Raw genomic sequence first — 14,110 nt, forward strand, 5'->3', positions numbered from 1 at the left:
GGTGAGCAGCGCCCGTTTCGTGTTGCTCATCGCGTTGTGTGTGCTTGTACCGCAATGTGTTTGGATCGGCCATGCCGACCCGCCGGCGCCCGCCCCGCAGCCGATCGTGCAGCCGCTGGCGCCGGGTCAGGTGCTGCGCATCGGCCCGGCAGCCGGAACGGGCACGCCCACGGTTGATTACGGAATCGGCGGCACCGATCTTTGCGAATTCCTGGAGTTTCCCACCGAACTGCTGCAAGTCTGCGGCGATAGCTTCGCCGGGCAGGGCGTGGGTTTCGGCGGCTGGTATTCGCCGGTCGCGCTCCATGTCGACACCGCGTCGGTCGACGATCCCGCCGGGGTGCGCTACACGGGAGTGACCGGGGTCGGCAAGCCGCTGCTGGCCGATCCGACGCCGTCGGGGGACTCGCAGCTGCCCGCCGGCGTGGTGCAGATCAACCGGCGCGCTTATCTGTTGGTGGCCACGACGAAGGACCTCAACCCGCAGAACTCTCGGCTGGTGGCGGCGGAACCCGCGCGTGCCGGCTGGCAGACCGTGCCCGGGTCGCGGCGTGATGCCGCGTATCAGGGTGGCTCGCAGACCCAGATCAGCGGGTACTACGACCCGATTCCGACCGGCGATTCGCCGACCGGGTGGGTGTACATCGTGGCCAACAGCTTCACCCGCAGGCAGCCGGTGGTGTTGTATCGGGTTGCGCCGCAGAATTTTACGGACCGGTCGCGATGGCAGGGCTGGGCGGCCGGGCCCGGCGGGGGCTGGAACAAGCAGCCGACGCCGCTGTGGCCCGATCAGGTGGGAGAGCTGTGCGTGCGGCAGGTCGAGGGCAAGGCGGTGCTGTCCTACTTCAACGCCAGCACCGGCAACATGGAGGTCCGGGTGGCCGACGACCCGACGTCGCTGGGCGAGGCTCCGGTGACGACGGTCGTGCAGCACGACGAGTGGCCAGAGCCGGCCCAAAGCCTGCCGTCACCTTATGACAACCGGCTCGCGCAACCGTACGGCGGCTACATTTCGCCCGGCTCCACGCTCGACGAACTACGAATCTTCGTCAGCCAGTGGGACACCCGCGCGCGGGTGTCAGCGCCGTATCGGGTGATCCAATTCGCGGTCAATCCGTTCAAGCCTGAGTAGCCGCCAAACCGTAGTCTCGTCGAGGCCGGCGGCGGTAATCTGATTGCCAGCTCGAGGGGGTGGCGACGTTGGTACACGTGCGGCGAGTGAGCCTGACGATTTCATGCAGCTGCGCTACATAAGCATTCCGGCACTGATCGCCGAGGCAGGCGGGGATCCGTGGGCCATCAACCAAAGCCTGCAAGCGGGACGGCCGGCCCAGATTTCGGATTTGGCCGAGGCGTTTCACGCCGCGGGTGTGTGTACGGCCGAGTCCAGCAAGGCCTCCGACGAAGCCCGTCGCCGCTTTGAGGCGGCCTGGAATCGGGAGGGTGGCGAACACCCGATCAACGACTCCGCCGAGGTGCAGCGGGTCACGACGCTTTTAGGTGCCCAGTCCTTGCAGATACCCAAGATCGGGGTCGACCTGGAAAGCATCGCCGCCGCTCTGGCCGAGGCCCAAAAGGCCGGAGCCGGAAGGATCGCCGCTCTCGAGAATCAGTTGCAGACGCTGGACAACATGATCGGCCAAGCGATCGAGATGGAAAAAGATCCCCATCTCAGTGCGGCGGATCGGCAAGCGCTCGATACGTTTATCACCGGCCGTGAAGACGACGCCATCCGCGACACCCAGGCCGCCGTCAACCAGATGCATTCCATTCGCGACACCTATGCGAACTCACTGCATCAAGTGCAGGCTAACGGAAATCTCACCGCGCAGGACGCGGTCCTCGCCACCGACTTCAAGCCCGCCGACCTTGGGGAGGGTGACGGTCTCCCGACCAACGACCCCCGGATCGTCGGTCCCGCCGCCGACCCTCAACACGAGCAGAACACCTACGACCTGCAAGACCAGTTCCAAGACGGCCAGGGTCCCATTTTCGGCGGTGATCCGCGAGATGGCCTGCCGCGTAGTCCGGCTTCCCAACTGGCCCAAGGCCCCCCGGGAACTCGGCCGCTGCCGACGGGGACCGCGCTGGGACCCAATGGCCGCCGCTACGCGTTTTTCAGCAACCCCGATGGCTCGCACACTCCGGGACTCAACGAGTACGCGACCAACGGATCTGTCTGGGACTACACCGATCCCGCTCATCCCGTGAAAGTCGGTGAGCTGCCGGGGATTTTCCAGGCCAGCGGCGTGTACGACCCCGCAACCAATCAGATGGTGATCATCGGCAACACCAGCAACCGGACCGGCGATCTCAACCGTGGCTTGTGGGTGTCGGGACCGATCGACCCGGCCAATCCCAACGGCTGGATGAATTCGTTGCACCGCATCGGCGACGTCAGCCTTCCCGGTGATCGCGAAAGCCAACTGATCGCCCTCAAAGGGGGCGGATACATGTTTGTCGGCGCGACCAACGGCGGGCTGATCCAAGCGATCAGCGCGGCCACTCCGCAAGGGCTGACGGCCGCTGCCCCCCAAACGCTGATCGACGCTGGGAAGCTTCCCACTGTCTACGGGCCCACCGTCACTGGCACGACGATCGATCCGGCGACGGGTCTGGAGACGGTGCAGCTGCGGGTCAGCACCTGGCCGCCCGGACCGATCTATGACCCCAACACCTGGACGACCACCTTCGGCGTCCAACACTAGGAAGGGACATCGTATGCCGAACAGGGTGGCCGCAGCGGCGATGACCGTGACCGTTGCGTTCTCGGGGCTTGCGTGTTCGCACGCGAACCCCGGCATCGCCAAGGCCACGCCGCCGAACTTCCCCGACCTCAACGCATTCCAGTCGGTGGATCCCGCGCCGTACACCGCGAGCGCCCGAGGCGGTGGCGCAACCTACTTCGCCACCCCCGACGGACTCCAATGCAGCGTGCCCAATCCCGGCAAGCCGGGCGATCACGTCAGCGCCAGCTGCGACGGGCCGCTACCCGGTCTGCCCGCTAACTCTCCCGTGGGAAGCGACGGCTGCTCGGTGGTCGGAACGCCGACGTCGTTGCCAACGGACTTGGGTCCGTACGGCTTTCAGAAGGGCACCGGGTGTCCGATCATCACCTCGCCGCTGCTGAACGTGGGCCAGAAGATCACCAAGGGAGACATCACCTGCGTTGTGGGCGCCGACCGGTTGACCGCTTGCGTCGACCCAATCCTCAACCGCGGGTTTGTACTTCAACCCTCCGGTTCGTGGACGTTCTAATCGCAGTCACAGGTTGCCGGCCCGTCGGACAACGTACGATGTGTCGGTGAGCTGGATTCGGGGGGGACGGCTGGTGGCGGCCGCGGGCGCCTTCGTCGTTTTCTGGTGCCCGACGGCTGTGGCCGATCCCGGGTCCCCGTCCTACCTGCAGGGCAAACAAGCCATCGACGATCAGGTTCAGCAGCACCACGTGCAGTTCCCCGCCGGCACCAACTGGCAGGACTATTGCCAAGAGGAGCTGCGAAATGTCCTCAAGAGCGGGAAGGTGGCCCGGGTGGACTCCCCGCCGGACTTCATCGCCGGGTGCTCAGACGAGGGCCGCGCTCTAGCGTCTCAGTGAACAACTCACCACGCCTCGGCTAGGCCGGCGGCCAGGTCAGCAGTGTTGATGCGCCGGCTCCACTGCATGAGTACGCCGCGTCGACCTGGCGGAGGGTTCCCGCGGTTGCGGCCGGCGACCGCAGGTGAGGGCGCTGTCCGTCGATGCCGGCTAGCTCGTCCGTCGGCGTAGTTTCGCCTGGTGAGCACGGGTTTTGGGCTCACAGCTGTTACATAAGTAGTGCATAGCCAGAACTACTGTTTACCCACGCATCATTTGTCTCATGAGTGAAACATCTGAAACCCCCACCGCGCGGTCCTCGACCGCCACTGCGCTGGCGCCGGCAGAGCCGGCCGTCGTCCACAAGACCCCCAGGGTCTTCCAAGCGGCGGCCTACGTCGCCATCGCCGCCGGGACCGTGTTCGTCATCGCGGTCATCTTCTTCACCGGCTTCTTGCTTGGTAAGTCCACCGGGCATCGCGGCTACCACGGCCACCACCACAAGCACCACGCGATGGTGCATCCCCACCGGTTCGGCGGCCCGGGTGGCCCCGGTGGGTGGGGCGGGCCCGGCGTGAACCAGCAGCCGGGCGGACCCGCGGCCGTGACCCCGGGCGCTCCGGGGCCCAGCCAGGTTCCGTCGTCGGTCGCTCCGTCTCGCACGCCGTAACCGAGATCTCAACCGTTCAGATGCTCACGGGGTAATAGGAGGACTCCGGGGGGCCACTAAATTCACACGCAGTAGCCCGGCGCTCACCAGAGCGCCGGGCTACCAGTGGCTTCGACGAAGCTCGCAGGTAGATCGCGCTCAGGTTAATTCACAGCAACTTTGTCGCCGGAATCTGTTGCAGCAGTTGCATTCAGGGCAGTATTCAAGGCATGAGTGAAACACCTGAACCCGCAGTGCAATCGACGCCAGTCGCGACGGCCCCGCCGCCGCAGGTGGTTAAACCGCCCAAGGTCTACACGGCCGCGGCGTGGGTGGTGATTGTTGCCGGGATCGTCTTCATCCTGTCGGTCGTCTTCTTCTCCGGCGCCATGATCTTCGGGTATCACAACCACCACTGCCACCATCACCACGGCCAGATGTGGCGCCCCGGCGGCCCGGGTGGCCCGGGACCGTGGCAGTACGGCGGACCGGGTGCGCCCGGGATGATGCCGCCCGGGTATGGACCGCCGCCGGGATACGGTCCGCCGCCGGGATACGGTGGCCCGAGCACGGGTCCGGCCGGGCCCACGGCGCCGTCGATCGCCCCCGCGCCGCGTCCCTAGCGTCGATAACTGAAAACGGCCTGGTGCTCCACTACGGGGTGCCGGGCCGTTGGGTTTCGCGCATTGAAAGCGCTTGCCACCGATTCGGGTTCACACTGGTGGGTATACGTCGCACTGCCCTCGGATTCAGCCCAGTCAGTGAGGAGACGGCGAGATGACGGAGCGCTTCACCACGACCGACGCGGGTATTGCCGCACCCAGCGACGAACGGTCGTTGACGATCGGCCCCGACGGTCCGATCCTGTTGCAGGATCACTACCTGATCGAACAGATGGCGCAGTTCAACCGGGAACGCATCCCGGAGCGCCAACCGCACGCCAAGGGTGGTGGTGCCTTCGGTCATTTCGAGGTGACCAACGACGTCAGCAAGTACACCAGGGCCGCGGTATTCCAGCCCGGAACGAAAACCGAGATGCTGGCCAGGTTCTCGACGGCGCCGGCGAGCGCGGCAGCCCAGACACCTGGCGGGACCCACGCGGATTCGCGTTGAAGTTCTACACGACCGAGGGCAATTTCGACATGGTCGGCAACAACACGCCGGTCTTCTTCATGCGCGACCCCATGAAGTTCCAGCACTTCATCCGGTCCCAAAAGCGCTTGCAGGCAAGCAATGTGCGCGATCACAACATGCAGTGGGACTTCTGGAGCCTGTCGCCGGAGTCCGCGCATCAAGTGACGTGGCTGATGGGCGATCGCGGAATCCCCAAGAACTGGCGCCAGATGAACGGCTACAGCAGCCACACCTACAGCTGGATCAACGCCGCCGACGAGATCTTCTGGGTGAAGTATCACTTCATCACCGATCAGGGCATCGGCTTCCTGACTCAGGAGGTTGCCGACCAATTGGCCGGTGAGGACGGCGATTACCACCAGCGTGACCTGTACGAGTCGATCGAGCGCGGCGATCACCCGAGCTGGACGCTCAAGATGCAGATCATGCCGTTCGAGGAAGCCAAGACCTATCGGTACAACCCGTTCGATCTGACGAAAGTCTGGCCGCACGGCGACTATCCGTTGATCGACGTCGGCCGGATGACGTTGAACCGCAACGTCACCGACTACCACACCGAGATCGAGCAGGCCGCCTTCGAACCGAACAACACCGTGCCGGGAACGGGTCTGAGCCCGGACAAGATGCTGCTCGCGCGCGGCTTCTCCTACTCGGACGCGCATCGGGCACGGCTGGGAGCCAATTACCGCCAGATCCCGGTCAACGAGCCGAAGGTGGAGGTCAACAGCTACTCCAAGGACGGCGCGATGCGGATGAAAAACGTGTCGGATCCGGTCTATGCACCCAACTCCTACGGCGGCCCGCACGCCGACCCGGCCCGCGCGGCCGAGGTGCGGTGGATGGCCGACGGTCAGATGGTCCGCGAGGCATACACATTGCGGCCCGATGACGACGATTGGGGTCAGGCCGGCACCATGGTCCGCGAGGTTCTCGATGACGCGGCCCGAGATCGATTGGCCCACGACATCATTGGGCGCGTCTCCAAGGGCGTCAAGGAGCCGGTGCTGTCCCGGGTATTCGAGTACTGGCGCAACGTCGACCCGGATCTCGGCAAGAAAGTCGAGGAGGGCGTCCGGGGCCAATAGCTGGGCGTCGAGCGTCGAGTTGTCGGGCGGATTTGCTCGCCTTCGGCCCAATAACTCGATGCTCGGCGCGGCCCTGGCATGATCAAGATTCATGATGCGGATCTCCGCTGTGGCGGTATGCGTCGGGCTGGGCTTTGGGGTGGCCTCCGGTGTGCCTCTCGCGGCCGCCCACCCCTCCGATCCCGGGGTGGTGTCCTACGCGGTCCTCGGCAAAGGCTCGGTCGGCAACATCGTCGGCGGACCGATGGGGTGGGAAGCGGTTTTCACCACACCGGTCCAGGGTTTCTTCGTCGACCTGGCGGACTGCAACAACTGGGCGGACATCGGGCTGCCCGATGTGTACAACGACTCCGACCTGGCGTCGTTCAACGGGGCCACGTCGCAGACGTCGGGCAACGATCAGACGCATCTGGTCAAGCAGGCGGTCGGCGTATTCGCCACCAACGAGGCCGCGGACCGGGCCTACCACCGGCTGGTGGATCGCACCGTGGGCTGCTCGGGACAGACCACCGCGATGCATCTGGATAACGGGCAGACGCAAGTGTGGTCGTTTGCCGGGGCGCCGGCGAGCGCGACCGACGCGAACTGGACGAAGCAGGAAGCGGGCACCGATCGCCGCTGCTTCAATCAAACCCGGCTGCGTGAAAACGTGTTGCTTCAGGCGAAGGTTTGTCAGTCTGGCAACGCGGGACCCGCGGTCAATGTGCTGGCCGGGGCGATGCAAAACGCACTGGGGCAATAAATCGGCGAATTTGGGTATTGATAAAAGCCGTGCGGCGAGAAACTGCGGGAGCGGAAACGTGTCGGGGCGATCTGGAAGATGAAGGGACGGCGGCTATCGTTCGGATAGCTGCCCAACAAGGCGCTCGGCGTGCGTGGTCGGGCCCGGAGGGATCGTGATATGACGCTCGCCGCTATCACCGCCGCGGTCTCCCAGCTCGACGCCGCCCGCCCGGCCGATTCCGCGTTGACCAGCTCCGAGGAAGCCGCCCAATACATCGCCGACGGTTGTTTGATCGACGGCCCGCTGGGGCGCGTCGGCCTGGAGGTGGAGGCGCATTGCGTCGACCCGGCCGATCCCAACCGCCGCCCGAGCTGGGACGAGATCACCGGGGTCATCGACCAGCTACCTCCGTTGCCCGGTCGCAGCGTCGTCACCGTCGAGCCCGGGGGCGCGGTCGAACTCTCCGGCCCACCCGAGGACGGCGTCGCCGCCGCCATTGAAGTGATGAGCAACGACCAGGTCGTGCTGCGCAAGGCCTTCGCCAGCGCCGGCCTGGGGCTGGTCTACGTGGGCGCGGACCCGCTGCGCGCGCCGAAGCGCGTCAACCCGGGTGCCCGTTACCGCGCGATGGAAGAGTTCTTCGCCGCCAGCGACTCCGCCGAGGCGGGTGCCGCGATGATGACGTCGACGGCCGCGGTCCAGGTCAACCTGGATGCCGGGCCGCAGGCCGGCTGGGCGGACCGCGTCCGGCTCGCGCATGCGCTGGGCCCCACGATGATCGCGATCGCGGCGAACTCCCCGATGCTGAGCGGCGACTTCTCCGGATGGGTGTCCACCCGGCAGTGGGTGTGGGGCCAGATGGACTCGGCGCGCTGCGGCCCCATCCTCGGCGCCAGCGGTGACGACCCCGGCACCGACTGGGCGCGCTACGCGCTCAAGGCGCCGGTGATGATGGTGCACAACCCCGAGGGCCCGGACTTTCGAGCGCTTACCCACTACGTGTCCTTCGCCGATTGGGCGGATGGCTCGGCGCTGCTCTGCGATCGTCGGCCTACCCTTGCCGATCTGGACTATCACCTCACCACGCTGTTCCCGCCGGTGCGCCCCCGGCAATGGCTGGAGATCCGCTACCTGGACAGCGCCCCGGATGCCTACTGGCCCGCGATCGCATTCACCCTGGTCGCCCTGCTCGACGACCCGGCCGCGGCCGACGCCGCCGCGGCGGCTGTCGAACCGGTGGCCACCGCTTGGGACAACGCCGCGCGGCTCGGTTTGAGCGACCGGAGGTTGCACGAGGCCGCCACCTCCTGCGTGGCCATCGCCGCCGCGAAGGCGCCGCCCGAGCTCACTGACGCGATGGCGCGGCTGATCCGCTCGGTCGAGCGTGGCCGATGTCCGGGCGACGACTTCTCCGACCAGGTAATAGACCACGGCATCGCGGCCACGGTGTCGCAGTTGGCGCAAGGGATGCTGTGAGTTTCCCCGATGATTCCGATCCGTCCCCCGCAAGCAGGAGGCGCCCCCAGCGCCCGGCTGCGCCGCGCTTGCGATCGTCACGCCGGGAACGGCTCGCCGACGATCTGGAGCGGGTGCGCACGCGCACGCTGCGGCTGGTCGATTTCGACGACGCCGAACTGCGTCGCCAGTACGACCCGTTGATGAGCCCCCTGGTGTGGGACCTCGCGCACATCGGTCAGCAGGAGGAGCTGTGGCTGCTGCGCGGCGGTGACCCGAATCGTCCGGGGATGCTGGATCCGTCGGTCGAAGGTCTCTACGACGCGTTCGAACACTCCCGAGCGAGTCGCGTCGATTTACCACTGCTGTCTCCAAACCAGGCCCGAACTTATTGCCGCACAGTGCGTTCCGCAGCGCTGGATGCGTTGGACGCCTTGCCCGACGACCCCGCGGGCGACCGTGCGGCCTTCGTCTACGCGATGGTGGTCAGCCACGAAAACCAGCACGACGAAACCATGCTGCAGGCGTTGAACATGCGCACCGGCGCCGCGCTGCTGCGCGACCCGAACCACTTGCCCGCGGGCCGGCCCGGCCTGGCCGGAACGTCGGTGCTGGTGCCCGGCGGCCCGTTCGTGCTCGGCGTCGATGCCGCCGGCGAACCGTTCTCGCTGGACAACGAGCGCCCCGCCCACGTCGTCGACTTGCCGGCCTTTCGCATCGGCCGGGTCCCGGTCACCAACGGCGAGTGGCAACAGTTCATCGGCGACGGCGGCTATAACGAGCGGCGCTGGTGGTCCGACCGCGGCTGGGAGCATCTGTGCAGCGCGGGCCTGAGCGCGCCGCAATTCTGGGGTTCCGACGGGCGTACCCGCACCCGATTCGGCTATGTCGAAGACATTCCGGCCGAGGAGCCGGTGCAGCATGTCACCTACTTCGAGGCCGAGGCGTACGCGGCCTGGGCCGGTGCGCGGCTGCCCACCGAGATGGAATGGGAGAAGGCCTGCGCATGGGACCCCGCCACCGGGACCCGGCGCCGCTACCCGTGGGGAGCGCAGGAGCCATCGGGCGAGTTCGCCAACCTGGGTGGCACCGCCCTGCGGCCGGCTCCTGTCGGCGCCTACCCGGCCGGCGCGTCGGCCTACGGCGCCGAGCAGATGCTGGGCGACGTCTGGGAGTGGACCAGCTCGCCGCTGCGGCCATGGCCCGGTTTTGTTCCGATGATCTACGACCGTTACTCGCAGCCGTTCTTCGACGGCGACTACCGGATTCTGCGCGGCGGGTCGTGGGCCGTCGAATCAGCCATCCTGCGGCCCAGTTTCCGCAACTGGGACCACCCCATCCGTCGTCAGATCTTCTCGGGTGTGCGGCTGGCCTGGGACGTTCCCGACGCGGGGGACACCGTCTGATGTGCCGTCACCTCGGCTGGCTTGGCGCCGACGTCAGCGTCTCTTCGCTAATACTGGATCCGCCCTTCGGCCTTCGCGCGCAGTCCTATTCCCCGCGCCGCCAAAAACATGGCCTGTTGAACGCCGACGGTTGGGGCGTCGGCTTTTTCGATCGTGCTTCCGGCGGCGAGGTGCCCCGGCGCTGGCGCAGCACCGCGCCACTGTGGGGCGACACGTCGCTGGAATCGGTTGCGCCCGCCTTGCGCAGCCACTGCGTGCTGGCCGCGGTGCGTTCGGCGACCGTCGGCATGCCGCTCGACGTCAGCGCGACCGCGCCGTTCACCGACGGCCAGTGGCTGCTCTCGCATAACGGCATCGTCGACCGCGGCGTGCTGCCCCTGACTGCGACGGCCGAATCCGTTTGCGACAGCGCGATGTTGGCGGCCACCATCTTCTCGCTGGGCCTCGAAGTGCTGGGTGAGACCATTGCGCAGATCGGAGCGCTCGATCCCGACGCTCGTCTTAACGTACTGGCCGCCGATGGTTCTCGGCTGCTGGCCACCGTGTGGGGTGACACCTTGTCCATCCTGCGCCGCGACGACGGCGTGGTGCTGGCCAGCGAGCCCTACGACGACGATTCCGAATGGGAGGACGTGCCGGATCACCACCTTGTCGAAGTGACCGCTACGGGCGTAACGATGACTCCGCTGGACGAGCCGAAAGGATTTTGATGACACTGACGTTGTCCAACCATCTCGCCGCCGACTCGGCGTATCACGCGTTGCGCCGCGACGCATCCGACGGTTTGCGGCGCACGCCGAAGTCGTTGCCGCCCAAATGGTTTTACGACTCGGTCGGTAGTGAGCTCTTCGACCAGATCACCCGGTTGCCGGAGTATTACCCGACGCGGGCCGAGGCGGAGATCCTGCGCGCCCGGGCCGGCGAAATCGCGTCGGCGAGCCAGGCCGACACCCTGGTCGAGTTGGGCAGCGGCACCTCGGAGAAGACTCGCCTGCTGCTGGACGCGCTGCACGGCCGCGGATCGCTGCGCCGTTTCGTACCGTTTGACGTCGATGCGAGCATCCTGTCGACCGCGGCGGCCGCGATCCAAGCGGAATACGCCGGCGTCGAAATCAAGGCTGTCTGTGGCGATTTCGAGGAGCATCTCACCGAGATCCCCAGCGGTGGCCGACGCCTGTTCGTGTTCCTCGGTTCGACGATCGGCAACCTCACACCCGGACCGCGCGCCGAATTCCTCAAGTCCCTCGCCGACGTGATGCAACCCGAGGACACCCTGCTGCTCGGCACCGACCTGGTCAAGGACACCGGCCGGCTGCTACGCGCCTACGACGACGCCCCCGGGGTGACGGCCCGGTTCAACCGCAATGTGCTCGCGGTGGTCAACCGGGAACTCGACGCCGATTTCGACGTCGACGCCTTCGAGCATGTGGCGCGCTGGAACGCCGACGAGGAGCGCATCGAAATGTGGCTGCGGACCGACCGGCCGCAGCGGGTCCGGGTCGGCGCGCTCGACCTGACCGTCGAGTTCGCCGCCGGCGAGGAAATGCTGACCGAGGTGTCGAGCAAGTTCCACCCGGGCGGGGTGAGCGCGGAACTGGCCGGCGCGGGACTGCGCCGTGTTCAGTGGTGGACCGACGCCGCCGGCGATTTCGGGTTGTCGTTAGCGGTCAAGTGACCGATAGCGGTTCGCTGGCCGACCGATGGCGGGAGGCCCGCCCGCCCGCGGCGGGTTTGCACTTGGACAGTGCCGCCTGTTCGCGGCAGAGTTTCGCGGCCATCGACGCCGCCGCGCAGTATGCCCGCCACGAGGCCGAGGTCGGCGGATACGTCGCGGCGCAGGCCGCGGCGCCCACGCTCGACGCCGGGCGTGCGGCGTTCGCCGCGCTGACCGGGATGGCCGACGCCGACGTGGTGTACACGACGGGATCGCTGCACGCGCTGGATCTGCTGCTGGGCAGCTGGCCCGCCGAGCGCCGGACGCTGGCCTGCCTGCCGGGCGAATACGGCCCCAACCTGGCCGTGATGGCCGCGCACGGATTCGACCGTCAGCTGCTGCCGACCCTCGACGACGGCCGGCTGGCGCTCGACGACGCCGCGTTCGCCCTGGAGGCCGATCCGCCCGATTTCGTCCACCTGACGTCGGTTGCCAGCCACAGCGGTGTCGTGCAACCGATTTCGATGATCGCGAAGCTGTGCCATGAGTTGGGTTTGCCCCTGGTCGTCGACGCCGCCCAGGCGCTGGGCCAGGTGGACTGCGCGGTCGGGGCGGACGTCACCTACTCCTCGTCGCGCAAGTGGATCGCCGGTCCGCGCGGGGTCGGCTTCCTGGCGGTTCGACCGGACCTGACGCCGCGGCTACAGCCTCGGCTGGCCGCACCGGAGTGGTCCGGGGTGTTCACGGTCGCACAGCAGCTCGAATTCGGCGAAGCCAACATCGCCGCGCGAGTGGGGTCTTCGGTGGCACTCGGCGAGTATCTGGCCTTCGGTCCGGAGGCCATGCGGGCACGGCTGGCCGAGCTCGGCAGCATCGGGCGGTCCACGCTGGCCGACGTGCCGGGGTGGGCGGTGGTCGAAGAGGCGGAGGAGCCAAGCGCCATCACCACTTTGGCGCCGCTCGACGGTGCCGACCCGCAGGCGGTGCGGGAATGGCTGCTCGCCGAACGGCGGATCCTGACCACCTATGCCGGGGTGCAGCGGGCGCCGCTGGAGATGACCGGGCCGCGGCTGCGGATCTCCCCGCACGCCGACACCACCGCCGAGGACCTGGAGACCTTCGCCGAAGCACTGATCGCCGCGACTGCGGCGACCGCGGCATAACTCCCGTGGCCACCCTGACCTGGCTCGGCGTGCCCGGTGACGAAAATGACTGGACCGCAATGGGATTTGTGGTAGACGACCACACGATCCGCATCGGGCGGGTGAGCTGCGCGCTGACCGACGAGCGGTGCTGGGGATTCGACGAAATCCACGCGCAGCCCGATGTTCTCGGGTTACCGACGGTGGTCCGCCCTCCGGTCACCGCCGCGGTGCATCCCTGCGGTGTCACTCATGTAGACCACGTGGTTTACACGGCGGGCGAATTGGACGCGGCGATAACCGGTCTCAACGCAGTGCTGGGCACCCCGCCGCGCCGGCGCTTTCATCCGCGGGGGCCGGACGGACCCGAGATGGCGTTCTACCGTGCCGGGGAAGGCTTCATCGAGGTGGTCGCGTCCGGCGTCGAGCCGGCGTTGATAGGGCTGGCGTTGTGGTCCCCGGACCTGGACGCCACGGTCGCGGCCATCCGTACCGCCGGCGGTCCGATCGGCGACCCCAAAGCCGCCGTGCAGGGCGGGCGCATCGCGAGCGTCTGGCAGGGCCACCTCGACTGGGGCCTGGCCATCATGGGGCCGTAACTCAGCCGGCCTTGTGTGCCGTCAGTAGGAAGGCGGGCAGCTTCGTCCGGCCCTTGTCGTCGTGGGCATGCTGCGGGAATTCGAATGGGGCGTCGGGCATCTCCACAATGTTCGCGTGGATATAGGCGGGCCGAATCTCGTCGATCTCCCAGTATTTGCTCACCGCGTCGCGCAGTTCGTCCTCGTCGACCTCGTTGGGCTTTGGCTCCATCTCAGCCGGGAAGGCACCCTTGGCGAACACCAGCACGTAGTAATTGGCGCCCGGGGCGGCCGCGCGGTGCACCGAGCGCAGGTAGTCGTCGCGGCCCTCGACCGGCAGCGAATGAAACAGCGTGCTGTCGACGACGGTGGTGAGCCGGCCGTCATGGCCGGAGAACGAAGTGATGTCGGCCTGCTCGAAGGTGGCGGTGCTCAAGCCACGTTCCTGGGCCGCCTTGGTGGCCGCCGCGATGGCGGTGGGCGTGAGGTCGACGCCGTGCACCGTATGCCCCTGCGCGGCCAGCGCCAGCGACAGCTCGGCGAACCCGCACCCGGCATCCAGCACGTCGCTGTGAAACTTTCCGGCCGCGATCAGTGCGGTCAGTTCGGGCTGTGGCTCACCGATATTCCAAGGCGGCGGACCTTCGAACTCGCCCTCCTCGCGATAGGCGCTGTCCCAGTCCATTACCTCGTTGGGGTCCATCGT

At 67.2% G+C, this 14,110-nt stretch carries 14 protein-coding genes and 1 pseudogene; 14 read left to right on the forward strand and 1 reads right to left on the reverse strand.

The features are described from left to right. Position 1: 1 nt before the first annotated feature. From G6N54_RS20480 to G6N54_RS20545, 14 genes and pseudogenes are all read left to right on the forward strand, one after another. The gene (locus tag G6N54_RS20480) at positions 2–1,132 is read left to right on the forward strand and encodes a DUF4185 domain-containing protein (protein WP_372513236.1); all 1,131 of its coding nucleotides are present in this window, start codon (positions 2–4) and stop codon (positions 1,130–1,132) included. A 103-nt stretch (positions 1,133–1,235) separates the two neighbouring features. Beyond that, the gene (locus G6N54_RS20485; RefSeq protein WP_163791660.1) at positions 1,236–2,708 is read left to right on the forward strand and encodes a putative alpha/beta hydrolase; all 1,473 of its coding nucleotides are present in this window, start codon (positions 1,236–1,238) and stop codon (positions 2,706–2,708) included. 13 nt (positions 2,709–2,721) lie between these two features. Next, on the forward strand, positions 2,722–3,258 hold the full coding sequence (locus G6N54_RS20490; protein ID WP_163791661.1) for a hypothetical protein: 537 nt from the start codon (positions 2,722–2,724) through the stop codon (positions 3,256–3,258). Positions 3,259–3,304: 46 nt separating this feature from the next. Next, the gene (locus G6N54_RS20495) at positions 3,305–3,598 is read left to right on the forward strand and encodes a hypothetical protein (RefSeq protein WP_232072902.1); all 294 of its coding nucleotides are present in this window, start codon (positions 3,305–3,307) and stop codon (positions 3,596–3,598) included. Between the two features lie 262 nt (positions 3,599–3,860). Continuing rightward, positions 3,861–4,247: a hypothetical protein gene (locus tag G6N54_RS20500; protein WP_232072903.1), complete on the forward strand. Its 387-nt coding sequence runs from the start codon at positions 3,861–3,863 to the stop codon at positions 4,245–4,247. A gap of 209 nt (positions 4,248–4,456) precedes the next feature. After that, complete coding sequence (locus tag G6N54_RS20505) at positions 4,457–4,849, forward strand: hypothetical protein (protein WP_163791662.1); 393 nt, start codon at positions 4,457–4,459, stop codon at positions 4,847–4,849. 154 nt (positions 4,850–5,003) lie between these two features. Then, a pseudogene (locus G6N54_RS20510) lies at positions 5,004–6,445 on the forward strand (catalase). A 94-nt stretch (positions 6,446–6,539) separates the two neighbouring features. Beyond that, the gene (locus G6N54_RS20515) at positions 6,540–7,187 is read left to right on the forward strand and encodes a sensor domain-containing protein (RefSeq protein ID WP_163794862.1); all 648 of its coding nucleotides are present in this window, start codon (positions 6,540–6,542) and stop codon (positions 7,185–7,187) included. A 159-nt stretch (positions 7,188–7,346) separates the two neighbouring features. After that, positions 7,347–8,645 carry an ergothioneine biosynthesis glutamate--cysteine ligase EgtA gene (gene egtA, locus G6N54_RS20520; protein ID WP_163791663.1) on the forward strand — a complete coding sequence of 433 codons (1,299 nt, stop codon included), beginning with the start codon at positions 7,347–7,349 and terminating at the stop codon, positions 8,643–8,645. 68 nt (positions 8,646–8,713) lie between these two features. After that, a complete protein-coding gene (gene egtB, locus G6N54_RS20525; protein WP_232072904.1) occupies positions 8,714–10,030 on the forward strand; it encodes an ergothioneine biosynthesis protein EgtB in 1,317 nt (438 codons plus the stop codon). Next, on the forward strand, positions 10,030–10,740 hold the full coding sequence (gene egtC, locus G6N54_RS20530) for an ergothioneine biosynthesis protein EgtC (protein ID WP_163791665.1): 711 nt from the start codon (positions 10,030–10,032) through the stop codon (positions 10,738–10,740). Before egtB ends, egtC begins: the two co-directional genes overlap by 1 nt. Further along, positions 10,740–11,705 carry an L-histidine N(alpha)-methyltransferase gene (gene egtD, locus G6N54_RS20535; protein ID WP_163791666.1) on the forward strand — a complete coding sequence of 322 codons (966 nt, stop codon included), beginning with the start codon at positions 10,740–10,742 and terminating at the stop codon, positions 11,703–11,705. The genes egtC and egtD overlap by 1 nt, the downstream gene beginning before the upstream one ends. Beyond that, positions 11,702–12,847: an ergothioneine biosynthesis PLP-dependent enzyme EgtE gene (gene egtE, locus G6N54_RS20540; protein ID WP_163791667.1), complete on the forward strand. Its 1,146-nt coding sequence runs from the start codon at positions 11,702–11,704 to the stop codon at positions 12,845–12,847. Before egtD ends, egtE begins: the two co-directional genes overlap by 4 nt. Positions 12,848–12,852: 5 nt before the next feature. Beyond that, positions 12,853–13,425: a VOC family protein gene (locus G6N54_RS20545; RefSeq protein ID WP_163791668.1), complete on the forward strand. Its 573-nt coding sequence runs from the start codon at positions 12,853–12,855 to the stop codon at positions 13,423–13,425. Between the two features lies 1 nt (position 13,426). On the opposite strand, the gene G6N54_RS20550 is transcribed toward G6N54_RS20545, so the two are convergent. Continuing rightward, a complete protein-coding gene (locus G6N54_RS20550) occupies positions 13,427–14,107 on the reverse strand; it encodes a class I SAM-dependent methyltransferase (protein ID WP_163791669.1) in 681 nt (226 codons plus the stop codon). Positions 14,108–14,110: the final 3 nt, after the last annotated feature.

It is taken from the genome of Mycobacterium stomatepiae (assembly GCF_010731715.1).
Lineage (GTDB): Bacteria > Actinomycetota > Actinomycetes > Mycobacteriales > Mycobacteriaceae > Mycobacterium > Mycobacterium stomatepiae.

Bases quoted from the DNA above. Each gene is read 5' to 3' on its own strand.
- G6N54_RS20485 (WP_163791660.1), top strand. From the start codon at position 1,236: ATGCAGCTGCGCTACATAAGCATTCCGGCACTGATCGCCGAGGCAGGC.
- G6N54_RS20490 (WP_163791661.1), top strand. From the start codon at position 2,722: ATGCCGAACAGGGTGGCCGCAGCGGCGATGACCGTGACCGTTGCGTTC.
- G6N54_RS20500 (WP_232072903.1), top strand. From the start codon at position 3,861: ATGAGTGAAACATCTGAAACCCCCACCGCGCGGTCCTCGACCGCCACT.
- G6N54_RS20505 (WP_163791662.1), top strand. From the start codon at position 4,457: ATGAGTGAAACACCTGAACCCGCAGTGCAATCGACGCCAGTCGCGACG.
- G6N54_RS20515 (WP_163794862.1), top strand. From the start codon at position 6,540: ATGCGGATCTCCGCTGTGGCGGTATGCGTCGGGCTGGGCTTTGGGGTG.
- egtA (WP_163791663.1), top strand. From the start codon at position 7,347: ATGACGCTCGCCGCTATCACCGCCGCGGTCTCCCAGCTCGACGCCGCC.
- egtC (WP_163791665.1), top strand. From the start codon at position 10,030: ATGTGCCGTCACCTCGGCTGGCTTGGCGCCGACGTCAGCGTCTCTTCG.
- egtD (WP_163791666.1), top strand. From the start codon at position 10,740: ATGACACTGACGTTGTCCAACCATCTCGCCGCCGACTCGGCGTATCAC.
- G6N54_RS20550 (WP_163791669.1), bottom strand. From the start codon at position 14,107: ATGGACCCCAACGAGGTAATGGACTGGGACAGCGCCTATCGCGAGGAG.